General features: G+C 70.2%; 18 protein-coding genes and 1 pseudogene. 10 read left to right on the forward strand and 9 right to left on the reverse strand.

Features of this window, described 5'->3' with window-relative positions; genetic code table 11:
* Positions 1-51 precede the first annotated feature (51 nt).
* The 4 genes from MWM45_RS05185 to MWM45_RS05205 all read right to left on the reverse strand — a co-directional run bounded on the left by MWM45_RS05185 (position 52) and on the right by MWM45_RS05205 (position 5,819).
* Positions 52-1,470, reverse strand: coding sequence for a dicarboxylate/amino acid:cation symporter (locus MWM45_RS05185; RefSeq protein ID WP_247828532.1), 1,419 nt, complete (start codon positions 1,468-1,470; stop codon positions 52-54).
* A 167-nt stretch (positions 1,471-1,637) separates the two neighbouring features.
* Positions 1,638-3,353: a DUF885 domain-containing protein gene (locus MWM45_RS05190; protein WP_247828533.1), complete on the reverse strand. Its 1,716-nt coding sequence runs from the start codon at positions 3,351-3,353 to the stop codon at positions 1,638-1,640.
* An 86-nt stretch (positions 3,354-3,439) separates the two neighbouring features.
* Positions 3,440-3,808: a DUF5655 domain-containing protein gene (locus MWM45_RS05195; RefSeq protein WP_247828534.1), complete on the reverse strand. Its 369-nt coding sequence runs from the start codon at positions 3,806-3,808 to the stop codon at positions 3,440-3,442.
* Positions 3,809-4,346: 538 nt separating this feature from the next.
* Complete coding sequence (locus tag MWM45_RS05205) at positions 4,347-5,819, reverse strand: multicopper oxidase family protein (RefSeq protein ID WP_247828535.1); 1,473 nt, start codon at positions 5,817-5,819, stop codon at positions 4,347-4,349.
* 538 nt (positions 5,820-6,357) lie between these two features.
* Here MWM45_RS05205 and MWM45_RS05215 point away from each other — a divergent pair.
* Positions 6,358-6,937 (forward strand): annotated as a pseudogene (locus MWM45_RS05215) (hypothetical protein).
* A gap of 148 nt (positions 6,938-7,085) precedes the next feature.
* Here the strand turns inward: MWM45_RS05215 and MWM45_RS05220 are convergent.
* From MWM45_RS05220 to MWM45_RS05230, 3 genes are all read right to left on the reverse strand, one after another.
* Entirely contained in the window at positions 7,086-7,946 is an 861-nt protein-coding gene (locus MWM45_RS05220) for a F510_1955 family glycosylhydrolase (protein WP_247828536.1), read from the reverse strand.
* A 267-nt stretch (positions 7,947-8,213) separates the two neighbouring features.
* Positions 8,214-8,906, reverse strand: coding sequence for a DUF305 domain-containing protein (locus tag MWM45_RS05225; protein WP_247828537.1), 693 nt, complete (start codon positions 8,904-8,906; stop codon positions 8,214-8,216).
* 900 nt (positions 8,907-9,806) lie between these two features.
* Positions 9,807-11,936 (reverse strand): copper-translocating P-type ATPase, encoded by a 2,130-nt coding sequence (locus MWM45_RS05230; protein WP_247828538.1) that lies wholly within the window; start codon positions 11,934-11,936, stop codon positions 9,807-9,809.
* Positions 11,937-12,073: 137 nt separating this feature from the next.
* Between MWM45_RS05230 and MWM45_RS05235 the strand changes: the two genes are divergently transcribed.
* Complete coding sequence (locus tag MWM45_RS05235; protein WP_247828539.1) at positions 12,074-13,243, forward strand: serpin family protein; 1,170 nt, start codon at positions 12,074-12,076, stop codon at positions 13,241-13,243.
* 25 nt (positions 13,244-13,268) lie between these two features.
* Here MWM45_RS05235 and MWM45_RS05240 read toward each other — a convergent pair whose 3' ends face one another.
* Positions 13,269-13,544 (reverse strand): acyl-CoA carboxylase subunit epsilon, encoded by a 276-nt coding sequence (locus MWM45_RS05240; RefSeq protein ID WP_247828540.1) that lies wholly within the window; start codon positions 13,542-13,544, stop codon positions 13,269-13,271.
* Positions 13,541-15,124, reverse strand: a complete 1,584-nt coding sequence (locus MWM45_RS05245; RefSeq protein WP_247829142.1) for an acyl-CoA carboxylase subunit beta — start codon at positions 15,122-15,124, stop codon at positions 13,541-13,543. The genes MWM45_RS05240 and MWM45_RS05245 overlap by 4 nt, the downstream gene beginning before the upstream one ends.
* Before the next feature lie 250 nt (positions 15,125-15,374).
* On the opposite strand from MWM45_RS05245, the gene MWM45_RS05250 reads away from it, so the two are divergent.
* From MWM45_RS05250 to MWM45_RS05285, 8 genes are all read left to right on the forward strand, one after another.
* Positions 15,375-16,235, forward strand: a complete 861-nt coding sequence (locus MWM45_RS05250; protein WP_247828541.1) for an SDR family oxidoreductase — start codon at positions 15,375-15,377, stop codon at positions 16,233-16,235.
* 41 nt (positions 16,236-16,276) lie between these two features.
* On the forward strand, positions 16,277-17,158 hold the full coding sequence (locus tag MWM45_RS05255) for a biotin--[acetyl-CoA-carboxylase] ligase (RefSeq protein WP_247828542.1): 882 nt from the start codon (positions 16,277-16,279) through the stop codon (positions 17,156-17,158).
* Positions 17,159-17,160: 2 nt separating this feature from the next.
* Positions 17,161-17,757, forward strand: coding sequence for a PH domain-containing protein (locus MWM45_RS05260; protein ID WP_247828543.1), 597 nt, complete (start codon positions 17,161-17,163; stop codon positions 17,755-17,757).
* Positions 17,754-19,004, forward strand: coding sequence for an adenylate/guanylate cyclase domain-containing protein (locus tag MWM45_RS05265; protein WP_418909735.1), 1,251 nt, complete (start codon positions 17,754-17,756; stop codon positions 19,002-19,004). Before MWM45_RS05260 ends, MWM45_RS05265 begins: the two co-directional genes overlap by 4 nt.
* Before the next feature lie 136 nt (positions 19,005-19,140).
* Positions 19,141-20,073 (forward strand): PP2C family protein-serine/threonine phosphatase, encoded by a 933-nt coding sequence (locus tag MWM45_RS05270; RefSeq protein WP_247828544.1) that lies wholly within the window; start codon positions 19,141-19,143, stop codon positions 20,071-20,073.
* Between the two features lie 6 nt (positions 20,074-20,079).
* Positions 20,080-22,407 (forward strand): NAD-dependent DNA ligase LigA, encoded by a 2,328-nt coding sequence (ligA, locus tag MWM45_RS05275; RefSeq protein ID WP_418909736.1) that lies wholly within the window; start codon positions 20,080-20,082, stop codon positions 22,405-22,407.
* Entirely contained in the window at positions 22,404-23,291 is an 888-nt protein-coding gene (locus MWM45_RS05280; RefSeq protein WP_247828546.1) for an inositol monophosphatase family protein, read from the forward strand. Before ligA ends, MWM45_RS05280 begins: the two co-directional genes overlap by 4 nt.
* The gene (locus MWM45_RS05285; protein WP_247828547.1) at positions 23,288-23,755 is read left to right on the forward strand and encodes a DUF2087 domain-containing protein; all 468 of its coding nucleotides are present in this window, start codon (positions 23,288-23,290) and stop codon (positions 23,753-23,755) included. Before MWM45_RS05280 ends, MWM45_RS05285 begins: the two co-directional genes overlap by 4 nt.

The following is a 23,755-nucleotide window of genomic DNA, read 5'->3' on the forward strand; positions in this document are numbered from 1 at the left end:
CCCGCTCCCGGGCGGATGCCGGGGGCGGGCCGTCGTGCCGGCGGGCGGAGCCTAGCGGGTCACGGACGCCGAGATGCCGTCGTTGGGGGCGGTGGCGGCTGCATCGGCGGTATCGGTCACGCTGTCATCGGCGAACGGGTCGCCGGTGCGCTGCGCGTTGTAGAGATCGAGGTCCAGCAGGCCTTCGCGCCGCGCGACGATCGTCGGGATGAGGGCCTGGCCCGCCACGTTCACGGCGGTGCGGCCCATGTCGAGGATCGGGTCGACGGCGAGGAGCAGGCCGACGCCGGCCAGGGGGAGCCCCAGCGTGGAGAGCGTGAGCGTCAGCATGACGACGGCGCCCGTGGTCCCGGCGGTCGCGGCGGAGCCGAGCACGGAGACGAGCGCGATCAGCAGGTACTGGGTGAGGCTGAGGTCGATCCCGAAGAACTGGGCCACGAAGATCGCGGCGATCGCCGGGTAGATGGCCGCGCAGCCGTCCATCTTCGTCGTCGCGCCCAGGGGGACGGCGAACGAGGCGTACCCGCGGGGTACTCCGAGGTTCCGTTCCGTGACGCGCTGCGTGAGCGGCAGCGTGCCCACCGACGACCGCGAGACGAAGGCCAGCTGGATGGCGGGCCAGGCACCCGAGAAGTACTGCTTGACCGACAGCCCGTGCGCCTTGATCAGCACGGGGTACACCGCGAACAGCACGAGGGCCAGGCCCACGTAGATGGCCAGCGTGAACTTGCCGAGCGAGCCGATGGTGTCCCAGCCGTAGACGGCGACGGCGTTGCCGATGAGGCCGACCGTGCCGAGCGGGGCGATCCGGATGATCCACCAGAGGACCTTCTGGATGACGGCCAGGGCGGAGGCGTTGACGGCGAGGAACGGTTCGGCCTGCTTGCCCACCTTGAGGGCTGCGATGCCGACGACGACGGCGACCACGAGGACCTGCAGCACGTTGAAGTTCAGGGCCGTGGTGACGGCTCCGGACTCGGCGACGGCGGAGGAGGCCTGGAGGCCGAGGAAGTTGGCGGGGATCAGTCCGGTCAGGAAGGCCCACCAGCTGCCGGTGTTGCCGGTGTATTCGGCGGGCGGGGTGGCCTCCGTGCCTGCGCCGGGCTGGAAGAGCACGCCGAGCCCGATGCCGATGACCACGGCGATCAGGGCGGTGATGGCGAACCAGAGCAGGGTCTGCGCGGCGAGCCGGGCGGCGTTGGTGACGGCGCGGAGATTCGCGATGGAGCTGACGACCGCGGTGAAGATCAGGGGGACGACGGCGGCGCGCAGCAGGGCCACGTAGCTCGAGCCGAGGGTGGCGAGCGTGGTGCCGAGACCGGTGGGGGTCTCCTGGGTGTGCCCCGTGTACTTGGCCACGAGGCCGAGGGCCAGCCCCACGACCAGGGCTGCGATGATCTGCGGTCCGAAGGAGGTCGCCCAGCGGGGCAGCCTGCGCCGGGTGGGCGGGGAGCTGGTTTCAGTAGACACGCCCGAAACTCTAGGGATGCCGTATACCAAGGCGAAGCGCGCGTTGCGGAATGTTACGGAGCTCGGGGCCGCCGTCGTGCCCGTCCCCGCAGCACTTCCGCGGAATGCCGCCGCCGTCGCGGGCGGACCGGGAAGGACCCCCGGTCCGCCTGTGACGAAGGTCTACGTCAGGAGACCAGGGCGCGGCGGAGCGTATCGAGTCCCACGGAGCCCAGGTTGAGGGCCCGCGTGTGGAAGGCGCGGAGGTCGAAGGCATCGCCCTCGGCGGCCCTGACCTCGTCGCGGATCTGCTCCCAGAGGCGCTGGCCGATCTTGTAGGACGGCGCCTGTCCCGGCCAGCCGAGGTAGCGGGTGAACTCGAAGTCGAGCTGCCCCTCGCTGATGGCGATGTTCTTCCTCAGGAAGGCGTAGCCCTTCTCCGGCGTCCAGGTGCCCTCACCCCACCGCTCGGGGACCTCCAGTTCCAGGTGGACGCCGATGTCGAACACCACGCGCGCGGCGCGCATGCGCTGGGCGTCGAGCATCCCGAGGCGGTCACCCGGATCGGACAGGAAGCCGAGTTCCTGCATGAGGCGTTCCGCGTACAGGGCCCAGCCCTCACCCTGCCCGGACACCCAGATGGCGTTGCGGCGCCAGGGGTTCAGCAGTGCGCGCTGGTAGGTCGCCGTCGCGACCTGCAGGTGATGCCCCGGGACGCCCTCGTGGTAGACGGTGGTCGTCTCCTTCCAGGTGGTGAAGGAATCCTCACCCTCGGGCACGGACCACCACATCCGGCCGGGGCGGGAGAAGTCGTCGCTGGGGCCGGTGTAGTAGATGCCGCCCTCGTTGGTCGGGGCGATCCTGCACTCGAGGCGCCGCATCACGTCGGGGATGTCGAAGTGGACCCCGGCCATGGCGTCGACCGCCCTGTCGGAGAGCCCCTGCATCCACGCCTGCAGCGCGTCGGTGCCCTGGAGCTGGCGGGCGGGATCCTCGTCGAGGATGCGGATGGCCTCCTCGATCGAGGCGCCCTCCCGGATCTCGTTCGCCACGGCCTCCTGCTCGGCGATGACGCGGTCGAGTTCCTCGACGCCCCACCGGTAGGTCTCCTCGAGGTCGACGGCGGAGCCGAGGAACACGCGGGACATCAGGGCGTAGTGCTCCCGCCCCACGGCGTCCTTCTCGGGGGCGGAGGGGAGGAGGTCGTCCTGCAGGAAGGTCGCGAGGTTGCGGTAGGCGCCGCGGGCGGCCTCGGCGCCGGACCGCAGCCGGCCGCGGACCGCCTCGGGCAGTTCGCCGTCGTCGGCCGTGGCGGTCGCGCCGAGGGCGTCGAAGAAGCCGCCGTCCTCCGCGTACTTGGTGGACTGCTCGATCACGATGGCGACCTGCCGGCGTGCGGCGACCAGGCCGCGCTCGCGTCCGGCGCGGAGGGCGGAGATGTAGCCGTCGATCGCGCCGGGCACGTTCGCCATGCGTCCGGCGATGTGGTCCCAGTCCTCCGCGGTGGCGGTGGGCATGAGGTCGAAGATCGCGCGGATGTTCTGGGCGGGGCAGGCGATGTTGTTGAGCTCGGAGTAGCCGAATCCGGCCTCGTGGATCTCGAGGTCCAGGCCGAGCCTCTCCCGCATGGCGTCCAGCGTGACGGCGTCGACGGCGTCGGCCGGCTGCAGGTCCTCGAGCAGGCGCAGGGTGGTGCGGGCGGCTTCGGCGAGGGCTTCGATCCCGGCGGGCGAGTAGTCCTGGTACTCCGTCTCGTGGCCGGGGAGGCCCAGTTCGGTGGCGAAGTCGGGCATCAGCTCGAGCAGGGTCTCGTAGTAGGACGTCGCGACGGCGTCGATGGCCGTGGCCTGCCGTGCGGGCTGTTCGCTGGGGGACGGGGCGGGGGCTGGGGTGTCGTGGGTCACGTCACGAGCCTAGCCTCAGACCGTTGCCGGAGGCTACCGAGTGGGCGGCGAGCCGGTGCCCGTGTCCCGGCCATACCACCCCACCATCAGATCGCGCCGGCATAAGCCTCCGCGAGCCACCGGAGGACCTCTGCGTCCACGTCGCCGGGACCGTGGAGCTCGATATGGTGCATCCACACCGTCGCGGACGGATGCGCGACCTCCTTGACGCGGGCGGATCCGATCTCCCGCGGCAGCGCGATGGACAGCACGGCCGGGACGTCGCTGTCGATGTACTGCCCCGGGCGCCAGACGTAGGCGAAGCCCCGGCTACGGCGGAAGGCGATCTGGCTCTTCGTCACCGTCATCGACGCCTCGCCGATCCCGGCGATGGCTGCTTCCGCCGCGTGACAGATGGCAAGACCCTCCGGGAACCCGGCGAAGAGGTCCTCGGGGCCTCGCTCACGCTCATCCACCTGCCGAGCGTAGGGTCGCCCGGCACACAGGTGCAATGCGGCCCCTGCCCGGCCCGTCAGAGGGACGGGGGCATCCCTCCATGCCTCCCATGTCCGACCCGGGTCCCCTGCCGTCTCCGTCGCCGCCGTCGTGCATGTCTCCCAGATCGTGGCTCTCCATGCTGTCCGGACCCATGGCGTCGTCACAGGTCTCCAGCCCGCCCTTCATGGTCTCGATCTCGGGTCCCTGGGCGTCCCGGATCCGCGTCGCGAGGTCGCTGATCCCGGGGCTGATGCCGTCCTTCGCACATCAGGATCCCCTATGGGCAGGAACCTCGACAGCCAGTGCAGGCGATGTCAAAATCTGACGAACCTGATCGGCCGCTTCTGTAGCGAAGACGGTCGCCAGTGAGAAGGGCCGCAGGCGACGATGCTTCCGTGTGTCACGCTTCAGCCAACAAGGTGTGCCTTCGATCGGGACAGCGTGTGGTGCGCTCGACCGTGACATCTCGGCAGTAGATTGCCGGCCGGGCGGTGTCAGGATGCATCGTGCGACCTTTCACCGGACTTCGATGGCGCCCATCATGCCGAGGTCTTCGTGGTCCAGGATGTGGCAGTGGTAGGCCGAGCGGCCGCGGAAGTCCTTGAATGCCACCCTCACTTTCACGCGCCCGTTGGCGGGTACGTTCACTACGTCCTGCCAGAGTGCGGCGTTTGTCCCTAGGCCGTTTTCCTCGATGATTTGCATCGGCCAGACATGGAGGTGGAACGGGTGATCCATGGGGCTGGTGTTGATCAACGTCCATTCCTCCACATCCCCGGCTGCGACCGTTATGTCTGTTCTGGCCTCGTCGAACTCCCTGCCATTGATGGTGAACCGCATCATGCCCCCGCCCATGCCCATGCCTCTGCCCATGCCGGCGGCCAGGACGATGTGTCGGTGTGCCGCGACGGACCCGGATCGAAGGTCTGCCAGCCCTTGCTGGGTGGGCACGGCTGTCAGGGCTGCCACCGGGTCGCCGGCCACGCGGAGGGTGGCCAGGGCGGTGCCGTCCGGCTGGTCTGCAGGGTTGCGTGCTCCGGATCCCGATCCCATCATTCCCGCCATGTCTCCCCGGTCCTGGTAGAGCGCGCGCAGCGTGGAGTCCCCGGTCGTCGTGGTCACGAGGAGGTCTGCCCGGTTCCCCGGCGTCAGGAGAAGTTCATTCTCGGTCCGGGGTGTCGGGAAGCGGCCGGAGTCCATGCCGAGGAGTTGCAGCTGCTGTCCGTCGAGCCGTAGACGGAGGTAGCGGGACACGCACGTGTTGATGATGCGCCACCGTTCGCGTTGTCCGGGGCGGGCGCTGATGTGGGGGTTGCTTTGACCGTTGATCAGGATCAGTTCACCCTCCCGGCCCCTCATCCGGTCCATCTCGGGGACGTCCGGGATGTTCCCCAGGTCGTCCAGGGTGGTGTCCGAGATGACCAGTACCCGTTCCGCACTTGCCTCGATGGGTTCAGGGTCCTCGACGATGATGGCACCGAAGAGTCCGGCGAAGATCTGATCGGCGACCATGCCGTGGTGGTGGGGGTGGTACCAGTACACGCCCGGGGGATGATCCTCGGGAAGTTCGTATGCGTAGTCGAAGGCGCCGCCGGGGTCCACTGAGACGAAGACGTTGTCCCCGTTGCCATCCGGGGATACGTGGAGGCCGTGCACGTGCAGGTTGGTGGTCTGGGCCAGGTTGTTGACGAGCCTGATCCGCAGGACATCGCCGGGGCGTACACGAAGTGTCGGGCCGGGGATGCCACCGTTGTAGCCAAGGGCCGCGGCCTGCCGGCCGGCCAGCAGGAGCTGCCCAGGTGCGGCTTCGAGCCGCACCTGCAGCCGGCCGTTGGCGCTCCGTTCCTCCGGAGGCTGGATCAGGTCGCTTCCCGTGACCGGGGCCTCCTGCGAGGTCAGGGTCCAGATCAAGCCGGCACCGCCGGCCGCTGCCCCCGCAACGCCGAGCCCACCCAGCAACAACGCCTCACGGCGACTGATGGGCTCCACTACGGGCCCTCACCGAGCACCTTGAGATGTTCGCGGTACTGATCCGCGGTGAGTTCTCCTCGCGCAAAGCGCTCTTCGAGGATCTCGCGGGCCCTCCTCCCTCCAGCCGGCGGCGGTCCGCCCGGCCCCGGGGGGGGGCCCCCCCCCCCCCCCCCCCCGCCCCCCCGCCCCCGGGGGGGGGGGGGGGGGGGGGGGGGGGGGGGGGCCCGGAGGTCCGTATCCGTTCCGGATGCCGCCAAAGACTCTAACCGCCAGCAACACCAGCAGCGCAACCCCGATGACTAGCAGAGGAATCCAGAGCCACATCCATCCCATGCCTTGTCCGTAGCCCGACATCATGATGTGTGCCTTTCGTGTCAGAGTTTATTTCGACTCTTCGCGCGGCCTCAGCTGACAGGTAGAGTCCGAGGTCCCGGCCCCGTCGGACCGGCGTTCTACGCACCGCAAGGGATGGCGGAAGGCCTGGCCCCATGTGGAACGGCAAGACCGCCGTTCCAAGCAGCGACTCAACCGCTATTCCGGGCCGACAGTCACAGCTATGAGGCTCTTACGACGGTTTGCTGCATCCCTGGCTCCGACCGTGGCGCGGCGCGCTGTCCTATCCCGGCGGATCCGCCTCCTCGTCGCCCGCGACGATCACCTATAACGTCTTTGAAGCCGTGGTCACGATCAGCGCCGGCACCATCGCGTCCTCAAGCGCCCTGATCGGCTTCGGGCTGGACTCGATCGTGGGCGCAGCGCCGGGCCGGCCGCGAGCTCGGCTCCCGGTCCGCTGTCACGGACTCCAAGCAGACCCTGCTGTGCACCTACCCATCCGGCGTCCTGCTGGTGGGCTTGCTGCTCAATAGCACTCTCGGCTGGTCCTGGGCCGACCCTATCGCTGCCCTGGTCATTGCCGCCGTCGCCATCAAGGCCGCGAGGCATGGAAGGGCGACTCCTGCTGTGCGCCGTCGTTCGCAAGCCTCGACACCGACCGAGGCACTGACACGTGCTGCAGTACCCTGAACGGCACCACGGACTCGTGCTGCAGCACCGACACCACGACGGACGCCGCAGACCCAAGGAGCTGCGGCGGGACTCGCACCACTGATGATCACGGCCCGACCCGCCGGCCCTAGCGCTGCGTGAACATGACAGATGACACCGCGTCGACCACGGCCAGCTCTTCCTGATCTCCGCTGAAGCGTCCCGCGATCGTTCCTCCTCGCCAGCCCCGTCTGGTGGGCATCTGTCTAGTGCACATCCGTGTCTTGTGGCAGCAGGTGCTTACGGCGCCAAGGGGTTGAATGTTGCCCCGTTGTCGCTGGATACTTCGATCCCTTGGTTCGTGGCTACCCAGATCCGATGCGTCTTATCGCCTGTGTGGTCTGCGGCGATGGCTGCGGGTTCGCCCTGGATGGTTCCCTGCTCTGCCCAGGTGAGTCCGGCATCGGCGCTGGTGTGGATCGTCCCGTCGGGCGTCACGCCGATGGCGGTGTCGTCGGCGAAGGTCGTGAAAGCCAGGAGAGGGGCGTTCGCGACGGTGGTCCAGGTGGCCCCGCTGTCCTCGGACCGGTACAGGCCCTGCCCGGTGGTCGCCAGGACGGTCCCGTTGGTGGCGGCGGCGAGGTTGTACGCGGGCACGTCGTCGGCGGTGACGGTCCAGTGATGCCCGTCGGCGCTGGTGACGATTCGTCCTTCGTAGCCGATGAGGCCGGTGCTGGTTGCGGCGAGGGCGTGGAAGTCTGTTTCGCCCTGCCGGGAGACGGGCTCCCAGGTGCGACCGTCGTCGGTGCTGGTGATCAATCCGACCGGGTCAGGGAGGTCGGTGCCGGGGCCGGGGTGCCCGGAGGCGTAGAGGGTTCCATCACTGGTGGTGGTGAATCCCATGAGGTCGATGGTGGGGCCGATCTGCTGTGCGGGGGACCGCGTGACATCGAACAGGCCGTCGTGGGTGGCCAGCAGGATGCGGTTGGTCCCCGGGTCCACGCTCATCCCATGGATGTGCCCGGACGGGTACCCCGCCGAGGCGGCCGGAGCCGCGGGCGTGTCCTGGATCGTGGAAGCCGGGGTGGTGCAGGCGCTGAGTAGGACGGCGACAGCGGCGGTCAGGCTCAGGCGTGCGGTGCGGGACAGGGGCGAAGGCAACGGGTAGTCCTTTGGAACATCGATCGAGGAAGTCTCGAGAGGTGGAGGTGGAGGATATAGAGCCTGCGAGGCGCTCGGTAGCGGTTCTGTGGATACAGAGGTGGTGTCCGGAAGCGGTGCCGGTGTGGGTGGAACGGGGACATCCACACCGGCACCTGTCAGAGGGCATTCACATTCCCTGCAACGCCGGACCGGGCCGGACAAGATCCGATCACGGCGTACGGGATCCGGGGTTGGGGAGGGATTGCGGGGTGGTGCTCGCGCGGATCAGAGGCCGGCGAGGAGCTCTTCCATTTCGGCGATTTCTGCGTTCTGGGTTTCGACGATGGTCTCGGCCAGCTCGATCGCTTGCGGGTTCTGGCCGTTCTCGATCTCGTTTTCCGCCATGCTGACTGCGCCCTCGTGGTGAGCGGTCATCGACTCCAGGAAGATGCGGGATGCCTCGGTGCCCTCGGCGGACTCGAGTTGGGACATCTGGTCCTCGCTCATCATCCCTTCCATCGACCCGGAGCCGCCCATGTCAGATCCCATGGTGCTCATGGAGTGGCCTTCCATGCCGCCTTCGGGCTCCATGGGCTCATCCCAGGCTTCCAGCCAGCCGGTCATGGTCTCGATCTCGGGGCCCTGGGCGTCCTTGATCTTCGTCGCGAGGTCGGTGATCTCCGGGCTGATGTTGTCCTTGGAGAGCATCATGTCGCTCATTTCCACGGCTTGCTGGTGGTGGGGGATCATCATCTGCGCGAACATGACGTCCACGTCATTGTGCTCGGCCGTGGCCTCGGATGAACCCGGCGTCGCTTCGGTGGTCGCCCCGGTGCTGGCTTGGGCAGTGGCACTGGGGGCGGCCGCTGCGGAGCTTTCACCGCTCGTGCCCGCCGTGTCTCCGCCGGAGGAGCCGCAGGCGGACAGGGTGATGAGGGCGGCGACGGACAGGGACGCAAGGGAAAGGGAACGCTTCATGGTGGTCAGATCCTTCAGTACTCAGGTGGGGGGGTGTCAGCTGCTCGTACGGCACAGGGCGGGTACGGCGAGGGCCAGGCCGCGCGGAAGCGCGCAGCCCATGGCATGGCGGCGGCCCTGCCGCCCCGGTGAAGGGGCAGGTGCGGGCCGCGGATCCTAGGTGCGGCTGATACAGAGCTGAGTCAGGGAAGGAGTAGGCGCAGGTCGGGACACCCAGGACAGTGCGGGAGGACCCCGCCGCCCCAACGTCGACAGGAGGGCGCGACCGGTAGGAGTCAGCAGACCGGCGATGCCGACGACGATCATCGCCAGCACGCACAGGCCCAGCATCATCTCGTCGGCGCAGTCCCCACCGCACCCGACCGACCCACCACCGTCTGGGACAGCCTTGGTGACGGTGTGCGAGGCGGCATGCGGCGCGGCGTCCAGGACAGTTGCTTCGACCGTTGCTATGGCAGCGATAACCGCAGTCGTGGTCTGGACATGAAGAGTCGTATGTCCGTGGCCTGTCCCGTCGACCGAATGAGTACTCGCGGTCGTGCTGGCGGCGGGAGCCGCTACATGGTGGGGGGTGGACCCGTGGCCGCCCATCCAGACGTGCATCGCGAGGATCCCGACGATGACCGCTGTCAGGCCGACGAAGGCGACAACTGACGGTACGACGGCGCGTAGCAGGGAGGAAACAGTGTGTGATGCCCGGTTTCTCGTCACCTATTCCGTCCTCTCTGTCCGCGCTGTCGCTGACGCCTGGGCGCCACGGTCGTCATCTGGTGTGGTCTTACCAGCCTAACGAAACGGGCGAGTCGTCCCGTTCACGCCGTCCGTTTGGTCACAGCTCCGTCTACGACGCCACCTGATCAACGGCCGGGCCCGTCCATGCGTTCTCCGATGAGCCTGGGCTCACATCTCAAGGGGCCCTGCATCCACTGTCTCGGGGCTGGTCCGGTTGGTGCCGATCCGCTCCGGGCGGAGATCGATCCGCCGCAGCAGCTGCGCGTTGAGGGCGACGACGATCGTGGAGACGCTCATCAGGACGGCGCCCGCCGCGGGGGAGAGGAGGATCCCCGCGAAGGCCAGCACCCCTGCGGCGAGGGGCACGGCCAGCACGTTGTACCCGGTGGCCCAGATCAGGTTCTGGATCATCTTGCGGTAGCTGGCGCGGGACAGATCGATCATCGCCAGCACCGATCGTGGGTCGTTCCCGGCCAGGACCACTCCCGCCGATTCCATGGCGACATCCGTGCCCGCCCCGATGGCGATGCCCACCTCGGCGCGCGCGAGGGCCGGGGCGTCGTTGACGCCGTCCCCGACCATGGCGACCCTCAGGCCGCGCGCCTGCAGTCCGGCGACCTTCGAGTCCTTGTCCTGGGGCAGGACGTCGGCGAACACCTCGTCGATGCCGAGTTCCGCGCCGACGACGTCGGCCACCTGCCGTGCGTCACCGGTGATCATGGCGACCTTCACCCCGCGGGACTGCAGGGCCTTCACTGCGGCCCGGGATTCCTCGCGGACCTTGTCCTCGAGCCGGAGGGCGCCGATCACGGCGCCGTCGCTGATGACGTGCAGCACGGACGCGCCTCGGCCCACCCATGCCTGGACGGTGCCCCCGATGTCCGCAGGGGTGTCGAGGCCGAGTTCCCTGAGCAGGTTGGGCCCACCCACCATGACGTCGTGGCCGTCGACGGTCGCCCGGACGCCGCGGCCGGTCAGGGAACTGAACCCTGTGCCGGGGGAGGAGAGGCTTGCCGCAGCCGGATCGGCCTGCGCGGCCGCGGTGATGGCCCGTGCGACCGGGTGCTCGCTGTCCGCTTCCGCGGCCCCGGCCAGCGCCAGCAGCTCGGCCTCGGTCACGCCGTCGACGGCGGTGGTCGCCGTGACCGCGGGGCGGCCCTCGGTGAGGGTCCCGGTCTTGTCGAACAGCACGACGTCGACCGTGCGCATGCGTTCGAGTGCCATCCGGTTCTTGATGAGCACCCCGGCCTTCGCGGCGCGTTCGGTGGAGATCGCGATGACCAGGGGGATGGCGAGTCCCAGGGCGTGCGGGCAGGCGATCACCAGGACGGTGACGGTGCGGATCACCGCGTCGTCCGGACTCCCGAGGAGCATCCAGGCGATGAAGGTCAGGATGCCCGCACCGAGGGCGAAGTAGAACAGCAGCGCGGCCGCCCGGTCCGCCAGGGCCTGGGCCTTCGAGGAGGACGCCTGCGCCTCGGCCACGAGGCGCTGGATCCCGGCGAGCGTGGTCTCCGAGCCGACGGCGGTCACCTCCAGGCGGACCGCGGTGTCGGTCGCCACCGTACCGGCGACCACCGTCTCCCCGACGCCGCGGGAGACCGTGCGGGACTCCCCGGTGATCATCGATTCGTCGAACTCCGCGGTCCCGTCGACGATCCTCCCGTCCGCCGGGACCCGCGCACCGGAGCGTACGAGCACGACGTCCCCGGTGACCAGGGAACTCACCGGCACGGTCTCGACCCCGGCCCCGGTGACCCTGTCCGCCTCGTCGGGGAGCAGCGCGGCGAGGGCGTCGAGGGCGCCGGCGGCCGAGCCGAGGGCCCGCATCTCCATCCAGTGCCCGAGCAGCATGATGACGATCAGCAGGGCCAGTTCCCACCAGAAGTCGAGGTCGAACCCGCCGATGCCCAGCGTCGTGATCCACGAGGCGACGAAGGCGACGCTGATCGCCATCGCGATCAGCAGCATCATGCCCGGCTGCCGCGACCTGAGCTCCGACACGCCGCCCTTCAGGAACGGGGTACCGCCGTAGACGAAGATCACCGTGCCCAGGATCGGGGCGATCCACGCGGAGCCGGGGAAGTCGGGCGGCATGGACCCGAGCAGCATGGTGAACATGGGGCTGAACGCCAGGACGGGGACCGCGAGGGCCAGGCTGATCCAGAAGCGCTGCCTGAACATCGCCGTCGAATGCCCGGCGTGCTCGCCCTGGGAATGGACCTGGTGGTCCTCGTCCACGCCGTGATCCTCGTGCCCCGCGGTCGGTGGAGCCTTGGTGGATCGATTCCTGTTCATGGTGTCTTCTCCTTCTCTCCGATGCCCGCAAATATATACCCCCAGGGGGTATGCGTCAAGGGCCAGGCCCGCCTCCCGCCCATGGTCATTTCGCGGGGCCGCGCCTACCGTGGTGGGATCACGCGAGGGGGACTTCCATGAAGCAGTTCAGGGCGCCTGTGGCGCGCATCGTCGTCGAGCCGGGCCGGTATGCCGAGGCGGAGGACGCCCTCCGGCGCTCCGCCTTCCGGCTCGGCGTGGCACTCATCGCACGCCCCGACGGGAATCAGGTCGCCAGCCCGGTCAGCGCGCTCTATGCCCTGTCCATGCTGCGCGCCGGCGCGGGGACCACGACGGCGGCGGAGCTGGACGCGGCGCTGGGGCTCCCGGTGGAGCACCATGCGGCGATGAACGCCCTGCTCGCGACCGTGCAGTACTTCGACGGCGATCCCGCCGCCGTCGACGAGGAGGATCTACCCGGACAGCCCCTGGTGCACCTCGCCAACGCGGTCTTCGTCCCCGAGGGCGGTGCGATCGGGGAGGCGTTCCTGGACACGCTCGCCCGGTACTACGGCACGGGGGTCCGCCCGGTGGACTTCGCGGACCCCGCCACGCCCGGGCTGATCGACGACTGGGTGTGGCGGGAGACCGGGGGCCGTGTCGCCAGGGCCCCGCTGGCCGTCGGCCCGGACATCGGGCTGTCCCTGCTGAATGCCGTGTACTTCGCCGCGGCCTGGGAGGAGCCGTTCGATCCCGCCGGTACCGGCGAGGACGCCTTCACCCTGGTCACCGGCACGCGGGTCCTCGTCCCGATGATGCACGGCTACCGGTGGGTGCGGTATGCCGTGGGACACGACTGGCAGGGCATCGACCTGCCCTACGGGGGCGGGTTCTTCCTGCGGCTCGTCCTGCCTGCCGAGGGGGTCCTGCCCGGCTGGGACGAGCAGGAGCTGGCCGTGATCGCGGACGGACTCGACGCGGCGGAGAGCATCCGCGTGGATCTCTCGCTGCCCCCGTGGGAGCACACCCACCACCTGGACCTGATCGAGGTGCTGGCGGGGCTGGGGCTGGCGAAGACCGTGGGCCCGGGCGCCGACTTCGACGCCATCCATCCCGGGCTCCGCGTCTCGGGGGCTGCCCAGGCCGCGACCATCACGGTCGCCGAGAAGGGCACCATCGCCGCGGCCGTCACCCAGCTGGCCATGATGACGAGCGCCCCGGTGTCTCCCGAGGTGAGCATCTCCTTCGACCGGCCGTTCGGCTACCAGATCATCCACGAGGACACCGGGCTGCCGCTCTTCCTCGGCACGGTCGCCGATCCACGCTGACGGACACCGCGACGCCCGGGGAGCGTCAGCGGACGCTGCGCCGCCAGGATCCGGGGCCCGGCGTCGGACCCAGCCGCAGCAGCGCCCGCCGCACCCAGGACCGCCGATGGTTCCGGCCGTCGTCCTCGGTACCGGCTCCCTGCAGGGCGACGACGACGGCGGTGAGCGCCGCGAGCTCCTCGTCGGTGGGGTTGCCGGACACCACGGAGAGGACCGCCTCGTCCTCCGCGGGGGGAGCGACGGCAGCGCCGTCGCCGGCCCTGGCGCCGGCCGTGTCGTCCCGGGGATCGTGGCCGGTCACAGCGGGATGTTCCCGTGCTTCTTGGCCGGGTTGGCCGAGCGCTTGTCGCGCAGGGCGCGGAGGCCGCGCACGATCTGCAGGCGCGTCTCGGACGGTGTGATGACCGCGTCCACGTAGCCGAGGGCGGCCGCCTGGTACGGGTTGAGCAGCTCCTCCTCGTACTGCTGGACGACGTCGGCGCGTGCTGCCTCGACGTCCCCGCCGGCCTCGGCGACGGCCTTCAACTGACCCCGGTACAGGATGTTGACGGCTCCCTGCGCGCCCATCACCCCGATCTGCGCGGTGGGCCAGGCGAGGTTGAGGTCCGCGCCGAGCTTCTTGGACCCCATGACGATGTACGCGCCTCCGTACGCCTTGCGCGTGATGACCGTCAGCTTGGGGACCGTTGCCTCTGCGTAGGCGTAGAGCAGCTTCGCGCCGCGGCGGATGATGCCCTGGAACTCCTGGTCCTTGCCGGGCAGGAAGCCCGGCACGTCCACGAGGGTCAGGAGGGGGATGTTGAAGGCGTCGCAGTGACGCACGAAGCGCGCGGCCTTCTCCGAGGCGTTGATGTCGAGGGTCCCGGCGAACTGCAGGGGCTGGTTGGCGACGATGCCGATGGTGTGACCCTCCACCCGGGCGTAGCCGGTGATGATGTTCGGCGCGTACAGCGCCTGCATCTCGAGGAAGTGGGCGTCGTCCACCACCGCCTCGATGACGGCGTGCATGTCATAGGGCTGGTTCGCGGCGTCGGGGATCAGGGTATCGAGTGCGAGGTCCTCGTCCGTCTCCTCGGGTTCCTCGACGAACGCCGTCAGCGGGGCCTCGGCGAGATTGTTGGAGGGCAGGAAGTCGAGGAGCTCACGGACGAAGCCGATGGCGTCCGCCTCGTCCGTGGCGAGATACGCGGAGGTGCCCGTCGTCGTGTTGTGCTGGCGTGCCCCGCCGAGGGTCTCCATGTCCACGTCCTCGCCCGTCACCGTCCTGATGACGTCCGGACCCGTGATGAACATGTGCGAGGTCTTGTCCACCATCACCACGAAGTCGGTGAGCGCGGGGGAGTAGGCCGCCCCGCCGGCGCACGGTCCCATGATCAGGGAGATCTGCGGGACCACCCCGGAGGCGTGGACGTTGTTGCGGAAGATGTCCGCGAACATCGCCAGCGACGCCACGCCCTCCTGGATGCGGGCGCCGCCGCCGTCGTTGATGCCGATCACCGGGCAGCCGTTACGCAGCGCGAACTCCTGCACCTTGACGATCTTCTCCCCGTTCACCTGGCTCAGCGAGCCGCCGTAGACGGTGAAATCCTGGCTGTAGACGGCGACCAGCCGGCCGTCGACGGTCGCGTACCCGGACACCACGCCGTCGCCCAGGGGTTTCTTCGTCTCCATGCCGAAGGCCGTGGAGCGGTGCACCGCGAGGGCGTCGAACTCGACGAAGGAGCCCTCGTCCGCGAGGAGGTCGATGCGCTCGCGGGCCGTGTTCTTGCCGCGGGCGTGCTGCCGCTCGATCGCCTGGGGCCCGGAGGGCTGCTCCGAGAGCTCCTTGCGCCTCCGGAAGTCGGCGAGCTTCCCGGCCGTCGTGGTGAGGTCGGGCTGCAGGTCCTGATGCATGAATACTCCGGTCGGCGGGTCGGGGAGGGCGGGCGCCGCAGGGGGATCCCACCCATGACTGGAGGTTTCCGACAACGGACGGCGCGTTCGTCCCAGTCTAGTGAGGATTCGGGGACCCACCGTTGTAGGACGTCTACAGTTTCCGCTGCCATCACTTAGCCGGGCCACAGATGTTACCCACGGGTAACATCGGTGCGTCGCGGGCCGTCCGGGGCCCGCCGCTGCTTATGGTGGAGCCATGACCGAACGCAACGAAGCGCACGCATCGCAGCCCTCCACCACGCTCGCCGGGCGCACCATCCTCATGTCCGGCGGGAGCCGCGGCATCGGCCTGGCCATCGCCCTCCGCGCCGCCCGTGACGGCGCGAACGTGGCCATCATGGCCAAGACCGGGGAGCCGCACCCGAAGCTCGAGGGCACCGTCTACACCGCGGCGGAGCAGATCGAGGCCGCGGGCGGGATGGCCCTGCCGATCGTGGGGGACGTCCGGAACGACGACGACGTCGCCTCCGCCGTGGACGCGACCGTCGAGGCGTTCGGCGGCATCGACGTCGTGGTGAACAACGCCTCCGCGATCGACCTGTCGAAGACCCCCGATGTGGACATGAAGCGCTACGACCTCATGGCCGACATCAACGTGCGGGGCACCTTCATGCTCAGCAAGTTCGCCCTCGATGCGCTGCGCGGCTCGCAGAACCCGCACATCCTGACGCTCTCCCCGCCCCTGAACCTCGCGCCGAAGTGGGCGGGCCTGCACCTGGCCTACACCATGGCGAAGTACGGGATGAGCCTGACCACCCTCGGCCTCGCGGAGGAGCTCAGGGAGGACGGCGTGGCCGTCAACTCGCTGTGGCCCGCCACCCTGATCGACACCGCGGCCATCCGCAACATGCCCGGCGGGGGTCGCCTCGTGCAGGCGGCCCGTAGCCCCGAGATCGTCGCCGACGCCGCCCACGCCGTCCTCGTCCGTCCCTCGCGCAGCTGCACCGGGAACTTCTACACCGACGAGGAGGTGCTGCGCGAGGAAGGCGTCACCGATCTGACCCGGTACAGCCTCGGCGCGCCGGAGGACCGGCTGGTCCCCGACATCTTCCTCTGACGCTCCGGCCGGTGCGGGCGGGGCCGGATAGGATCGATGACATGTCCTCCCCCTACTCCAATCTCGAGCGCCCCGGCCTGAACCTCGGCGCCCTGAGGACAGCCCTGTGCATGCCGGCCGGCCCGTTCCCGCGGCTCGACATCGTGGACACCACCGGCTCCACCAACACCGACCTCGTGGAGCACGCCCAGGTGGAGGCCGCCGGGTGGCCGGATCTCAGCGTGCTCGGCGCGGAGACGCAGACCGCGGGGCGCGGTCGGCTGGACCGCCGCTGGGTGGCGCCGGAACGCTCCTCGCTCTTCGTGAGCGTGCTCCTGCGCCCCTTCGACCGGCACGGACGGCCCGTGCCCACCACCGCCTACTCCTGGTTCTCCCTGCTCGCCGCGCTCGCGCTCGCCGAGAGCGTCGAGGAGCGCACCGAGATCTCCCCGCAGCTCAAGTGGCCCAACGACGTCATCGTGGACGGCCGGAAGCTCGCCGGCATCCTCGCCCAGTTCGTGCCCGGCGCGGGCGCCGAGCCGCCCGCCGTCGTCGTGGGGGTGGGACTGAACGTCAGCCTCACGGACGACGAGCTCCCCGTGCCCACCGCCACGAGCCTGCTCCTGGAGTACGCGGGGACCACGGACCGCAACATCCTGCTGAAGTCCTTCCTGCGCACCTTCGCCGACCACTACCGCGCCTTCTGCGACGTGGACGGCGACGCCGCCGCGGCGTGGGACTCCGGGCCCTCGCTGCTGGAGCGCATCGGGGCCCGCATGGCGACGCTCGGCCAGGACGTCCGCGCGGAACTGCCCGGCGGCGTCGTGGTGGCCGGGCGCGCTCTGGCCCTCGACGCCCACGGCGGGCTCGTGGTGCGCGACGACGACGGCGAACGGCACACCATCTCCGCCGGCGACGTGGTGCACGTGCGCCCGCAGGTGTAGCCGTGCGGATCAGGCTGCTGCCCGGGGAGCGTGTCCTCGTCCGCACCCGGCCCAACCCCCTCCCGCTCGTCGGGCCGGTCATCGCCGGGTTCCTCATCCTCGCCCTCGGGGGCTTCGGGCTCGGCTACCTCGCCCGGCCGGACCTCCCCGGCGTCCTGGCCGGGTGGCAGCCCGTGCTCCTGCCGGTGGTGTTCGGCGTCGTGGTGCTGGTCCTGCTGCGGGTGGTGGCGCTGCCGCTGGTCCGCTGGGCCGGCAACCGGTACGTGATCACGAGCATGCGGCTCATCCACCGGACGGGGACCGCCCGGCGCGCCGAGCACCAGATCAACCTGTCGGCGATCTCGCAGCTCCAGACGGAGCAGGGTCTGGTCGAGCGGATGGCGGGCAGCGGGACGCTGATCGCGGACCTCGGGTTCGACCGGTCGCACGCCTACCGGCACGTTCCGCAGATTGCAACGTTCAAGGAATATGTGGTCCAGGCGATCGGCGAGCTCCCGCTCACGCGCATGTTCGACGGAGTAGACATGGAAATCGATCCGCAGTACGCCCACGGCGGGACGCCCTGGGTGCAGCAGGAATGGAGGGACGCGCAACCGTGACAGTCGAGGACCGCCGCAAGGCCGGGCAGCCCGCAGACCCCGAGGGCGGCGCCCCTATCGCTGCCGGCGAGGCCATCCGGGCTTCCGGACAGGCCGACGCCCCCGACGCCGCGGCGTCCACGGCGTCGAAGGCCGTCTGGCAGCTGCTGCCCGACATGGCGACCGGCGGCGGCCCGGAGGCCGGGCCGTCGAGCGCCGCGCCGATCGAACTGGACCGCGAGACGATCCGGCGGCTGGAACGCGAACTCCTCGGGGCCGAGCGCACGCTCAAGCGCCGCGACATCGCGGCGGGCGCGGGCGTGTCCCTGCTGTCCGCCCGCAAGCTGTGGCGCGCCATGGGCTTCCCCAACATCGGGGACGACGACATCGCCTTCACCGAGAAGGACCTCGGCGCCCTCACCACGATCATCGACCTGGTGCGCCAGGAGCAGCTCACCGAGGACGCGGCCATCTCCATTACGCGGGCCGTCGGCCAGATGACGGACCGCATGGTCGTCTGGCAGATCGAGGCGATCGTGGAGGAGATGGTGGCGCAGCGCGGACTCTCCGACGCCGACGCCCGGAAGACCCTCGTGTCCGAACTGCCGGACCTCATCGATCCGCTCGAGAAGACGCTGGTCTACGCGTGGCGCCGGCAGATGAACGCCGCGGTCCAGCGGCTGGCGCTCCGCGCCGAATCGGGCCTGGCCTCGAGCGAGACGGGCCGCGCGGGCGACGAGCAGGACGCCCCGCTGCCGCTCGCGCGCGCCGTGGGCTTCGCCGACCTCGTCTCCTACACGAGCCTGTCCCGGCAGATGAACGAGCGGACGTTGGCGCAGCTCGTGCAGCGGTTCGAGAACAAGAGCGCCGAGATCATCTCCGTGGGTGGTGGCCGGCTCGTGAAGACGATCGGCGACGAGGTCCTCTACATCGCCGAGTCCCCGGAGGCGGGGGCCGAGATCTCCCTGGCGCTGGCCAAGGCCTTCTCCGAGGACGAGTTCCTCCCCGCCGCCCGCTGCTCTCTCGTCTGGGGTCGCGTGCTCTCGCGGCTCGGCGACATCTACGGGCCCACGGTCAACCTCGCGGCGCGCCTGACCGCGCTCGCGGAACCGGGCGAGGTCCTCGTGGATTCCGGCACGGCCGCGACCCTCGCCGCCAACGAGAAGTTCGTGCTCACGCCGCACGAGCCGCGGCAGGTGCGCGGCTTCGGCGAGGTGCAGCCCGTGACCCTCGCGCGGGGGACCGGCACGGGGATCGTGCTGGACTGATCGCACCACCTCGAGGTCCTGCGGCGGCGCCTCGGCGTCTCCGGCCGGGTAGAGGGCAGAATGGGGACATGACCGACCAGCAGGGCTGCATGCCCCTCACCCCGGCCCGTCCCCTGCCCGCGTCAGGGCGAACGGTATGAGTGAACCGCGGGCCAACGGCTCCCACGCCGTGGACATCGGTAATACCTCCGGCCCCGCCCCCCGCCAGCAGGACGCAGGGACGGCGCCCGGTCTCGGTGTCCGGCTCACCTACGGCTTCGGCACCGATCGCGGGCTGCGCCGAGAACTGAACGAGGACTCCTTCCTCGCCGTCGAGCCCATCTTCGCGGTCGCCGACGGGATGGGCGGCCACGAGGCCGGCGAGGTGGCCAGCAGCGTCGTCGTCCGCACGCTGGAGGCCAGCAGCATCGCCGGGGTGCGGATGCCGAAGCTCACGGCCGCCGACCTCGAGGACATCATCCAGCAGGCCGACCAGCGCATCCGGAGCGAAGCCGGAGGGCAGGCCGGAACCACGCTGACGGGCGTCGTGCTGGTCGAGGAGTCGGGCGCCCCCGCCTGGCTCTTCTTCAACGTGGGGGACTCCCGGGCGTACCGGTTGAGCAGCGGGACCTTCGGGCAGATCTCCGTCGACCACTCCGAGGTCCAGGAACTCGTGGACCTCGGGAGCATCACCGAGGACGAAGCCCGGACCCACCACCGGCGGCACGTGGTGACCCGGGCCCTGGGGACGGGCGACGACGCCGACCCCGATTTCTGGCTGATGCCGGTGGAGGACCGCGACCGCATCCTGCTCTGCTCGGACGGGCTGAGCGGCGAGGTGACCGACGAGGACATCCACACGATCCTGGACACCGTCCGCGATCCGCAGGAGGCGTGCGACGCGCTGATCGCAGCGGCCCTCCGGTCCGGTGCCCGCGACAACGTCACGGTGATCGTCGTCGACGCCTCGGATCCGGACGCCTCGGATCCGGACGTCTCGGATCCGGCCGGCGACGGGCCGCGTCCCGGCGCCGCTGCGGGCGGCCGTTTCACCGCGGACGGCGACCGGTGGCCGGTGTCGGAGGCGTAGGGCAGGATGAGGAAAGTGACCCCAGGACCTGAGAGTGCATCGGTAGACGCCACCCCCGCCGGGCAGGGCGGACTCCCCAGCGAGGAGCTCCGCGAGGAGTACGCGCAGCTCGCCGAGGACGTCCGCGCACACCGCGCCGCGTACTACCAGGACGCCGCGCCCACGATCTCGGACGCCGAGTTCGACGCCCTGTTCCGGCGCCTCGAGGAGCTCGAGGCCCTCCACCCGGAGCTCGTGGCGAACGACTCGCCGACGCAGGAGGTGGGCGGCGAGGTGTCCGCGGCCTTCACGCCCGTGGACCACCTGGCCCGCATGTACAGCCTCGAGGACGTCTTCTCCCTCGATGAACTGACGGCCTGGCTGGACCGCGCGAGTGCCGGTGTGGAGCAGCGCAGCCCCGGTGCGACCATCGAGTGGCTGACCGAACTCAAGATCGACGGCCTCGCCGTGAACCTGCTCTACCGTGACGGCGAACTGGTGCGCGCCGCGACGCGCGGCGACGGCGTCACGGGGGAGGACATCACGCACAACGTCCTCACCATCGCTTCGATCCCCCGGCACCTCGCGGGCACGGACCACCCCGAGGAGGTGGAGATCCGCGGCGAGGTGTTCTTCCCCACGAAGGAGTTCGGCCAGCTCAACGAGCGCATGGTGGCCGCGGGCAAGGCGCCTTTCGCCAACCCCCGGAACGCCGCCGCAGGGTCGCTGCGCCAGAAGGACCCCGCCATGACGGCGGAGCGGCCCCTGGACATGTACGTGCACGGCATCGGCGCCCGGACGGGGCTGTCGGCGGCGACGCAGTCGGAGACCTACGAGCTGCTGAAGGGGTGGGGCCTGCCCACGTCGCCCTACTACAGGGTGCTCCACAGCCAGGACGAGGTGGTCGACTTCATCGCGCACCACGGAGACCACCGCCACGACCTGCTGCACGAGATCGACGGCATCGTGGTCAAGGTGGACAGCTTCGCGCTGCAGCGCGCATTGGGCCACACCTCCCGCGTGCCCCGGTGGTCCGTGGCCTACAAGTACCCGCCCGAGGAAGTGAACACGAAGCTGCTCGACATCCTCGTGAATGTCGGGCGGACCGGCCGCGTCACGCCGTTCGGCCTCATGAAGCCGGTCAAGGTCGCCGGCTCCACCGTGGGCATGGCCACGCTCCACAACCAGGAGGTGGTCAAGGCCAAGGGCGTCATGATCGGCGACATCGTGGTGCTCCGGAAGGCGGGCGACGTCATCCCCGAGATCGTGGGGCCGGTCATGGCGCTGCGCGACAAGCAGGACCCACCCGTCCGCGAGTTCGTCATGCCCACCGAGTGCCCGTCCTGCGGCACCCCGCTGCAGCCGGCGAAGGAGGGCGACGTCGACATCCGCTGCCCCAACGCCCGCTCCTGCCCCTCGCAGTTGCGCGAACGGGTGTTCCACCTCGCCGGCCGCGGCGCCTTCGACATCGAGGCCCTCGGCTGGGAGGCGGCCATCGCCCTCACGCAGCCCGCCGAGCCCGCGGTGCCGCCCATCACCACCGAGGCGGACATCTTCGACCTCACCCCGGAGAAGCTCGCGGACGTCCGGATCGAGCGGGACAAGAAGGTGAAGGGCGTGGTCACGGGCCGCGAACTCGTGCCCTACTTCTACTCCAAGGGCACGGCGAAGAAGCCCTCCGAGCCGAGTGCCACCACCCGGAAGCTGTTCACCGAACTGGAGAAGGCGAAGACGCAGCCGCTGTGGCGCGTACTCGTGGCGCTGTCCATCCGGCACGTCGGCCCCACGGCGTCCCGCGCGCTCGCCACGGCCTTCGGGTCCATGGAGCGGATCCGCGCCGCGAGCGAGGAGGAGCTGGCCAACGTGGACGGCGTCGGCCCCACCATCGCCGTCGCGCTCACCGAGTGGTTCGCGGAGGACTGGCACCGGGAGATCGTCGACCGGTGGGCTGCGGCAGGTGTGCGCATGGAGGACGAGGTCGACGAGAGCACGCCGCGCACCCTCGAGGGCCTGACCGTCGTCGTGACCGGCTCCCTCGAGCGCTACAACCGCGACGAGGCGAAGGAAGCGATCATCACGCGCGGCGGCAAGGCTGCCGGCTCGGTGTCGAAGAACACGAGTTACGTGGTGGCCGGGGAGAACGCGGGCACCAAGCTGGAGAAGGCCGAGACGCTCGGCATCCCGGTCCTCGACGAGGAGGGGTTCACCGCCCTCCTCGAGAACGGTCCCGCGGGTGTGGGGCCCGACGAGGGCGGCACCGCGGGGACCGGCGGCGACGAGAGCGAGGACACCGAGGTGGCCGAGGAGCTCGAGGCGGGCGCCGGCACGGATCCCGGCGGGCGGGCCGTGCGATGACCGCTGCGCCGGGGAGCGGCGACGTCCGGGATCCCTCCCCGGAGGTGCTCCTGCACCTCGCCCGGCAGGCCGCCGCGGCGGGCGCCGCAGTGCTGGCCCGGCGTGATCCCGAAGCGCTGGACGCCACCAGCAAGAGCTCGGACAGCGACTGGGTGACTGCGTTCGACGTCGCCGCGGAACACGCGGTCCGGAGCGTCATCAGGTGCGCGCGTCCGCACGACGCGATCACGGGTGAGGAGCTCGGGACCACCGTGCCCAGCGGGTTCACCCCCGACGGCGACCGCGTCCGCTGGTCGATCGATCCCCTCGACGGCACCACCAACTTCATCCGCAACATCGTCTACTACGGCACGTCCGTGGCCGCTGCCGGCGCCGACGGCACGTGGCTCGCCGGCGTCGTGAACGCGCCCGCGCTCCACCGCATCTACTGGGCGTCCCGCGGCGGGGGAGCCTGGGTGAGCGAGAACGGGTCCGTGCGGCGCCTCGTCGGCCCCCGCGCCAGGCAGGGACGGCTTCTCGGCACCGGGTTCTCCTACGACGCCGCCATCCGGACGGAGCAGGTCGTAGCCCTCGGGACGCTCCTCGAGGGCTACGGCGACGTACGCCGGCTCGGTTCGGCCGCCCTGGACCTGTGCCTCGTGGCCGACAGCACGCTCGACGCCTTCGTGGAGCGCGGCCTGCACGAGCACGATTTCGCGGCGGGCGCCCTGATCGCCGAGGAGGCAGGACTGTCCGTCCACCGGCCGGAACTCCGGCCCATGCTCGACGGCGGCCCCACCGAGGCAGAGCGGCTGGCGGGCGTCACTGCGGCCGGACCCGCAGAACTCATTGACTCCCTCACCGGTTCCGAGCCCGGTTCCGCGTCCGGCGAGGACCGGGCGTGACCGCGCCGTCCTGGCAGAAGGTCCTGTCCACGCTCGCCGGCGCCCGCTCGCGCGAGCTGTACGCGCGGGCCGTGCTCGGGCAGCCGCTCGACGCCACGCCGAAGGAGCTGCAGCGGTTGGTCGACGCCGGGTTGCTGACGCCGGAGCACGCGGTGGAGGACGGCCTGTTCAAGGAGGTGCTCGCCACCGCGGCTGCGCCCACCCCGAAGGGTGTGGACCGGTTCTTCCGGGACGGGCGGATCGACGGCCTGCCGCGTGCCGGGCAGGACCGCAGCGATCTGCTGGCGCACCTCGCCGGGAGGCTCCTCCCGGCCGACGAGGAGCTCGGCGAGCCCGAGGTCAACCGGCTGCTGGCGACCGTCACGTACGACATCCCGACGCTGCGGCGCGCGCTCGTGGACCACGGGTATCTGGAGCGCCGGCCCGATGGAAGCGGCTATCGGAGGGTCACTGCGGCCACCTGA

This window comes from Arthrobacter antioxidans (assembly GCF_023100725.1).
GTDB classification, from domain to species: domain Bacteria; phylum Actinomycetota; class Actinomycetes; order Actinomycetales; family Micrococcaceae; genus Arthrobacter_D; species Arthrobacter_D antioxidans.

Coding starts and splice junctions, on each gene's coding strand:
- MWM45_RS05225 (WP_247828537.1), bottom strand. CDS start 8,906: ATGAAGCGTTCCCTTTCCCTTGCGTCCCTGTCCGTCGCCGCCCTCATC.
- MWM45_RS05230 (WP_247828538.1), bottom strand. CDS start 11,936: ATGAACAGGAATCGATCCACCAAGGCTCCACCGACCGCGGGGCACGAG.
- MWM45_RS05235 (WP_247828539.1), top strand. CDS start 12,074: ATGAAGCAGTTCAGGGCGCCTGTGGCGCGCATCGTCGTCGAGCCGGGC.
- MWM45_RS05250 (WP_247828541.1), top strand. CDS start 15,375: ATGACCGAACGCAACGAAGCGCACGCATCGCAGCCCTCCACCACGCTC.
- MWM45_RS05255 (WP_247828542.1), top strand. CDS start 16,277: ATGTCCTCCCCCTACTCCAATCTCGAGCGCCCCGGCCTGAACCTCGGC.
- MWM45_RS05270 (WP_247828544.1), top strand. CDS start 19,141: ATGAGTGAACCGCGGGCCAACGGCTCCCACGCCGTGGACATCGGTAAT.
- ligA (WP_418909736.1), top strand. CDS start 20,080: ATGAGGAAAGTGACCCCAGGACCTGAGAGTGCATCGGTAGACGCCACC.
- MWM45_RS05280 (WP_247828546.1), top strand. CDS start 22,404: ATGACCGCTGCGCCGGGGAGCGGCGACGTCCGGGATCCCTCCCCGGAG.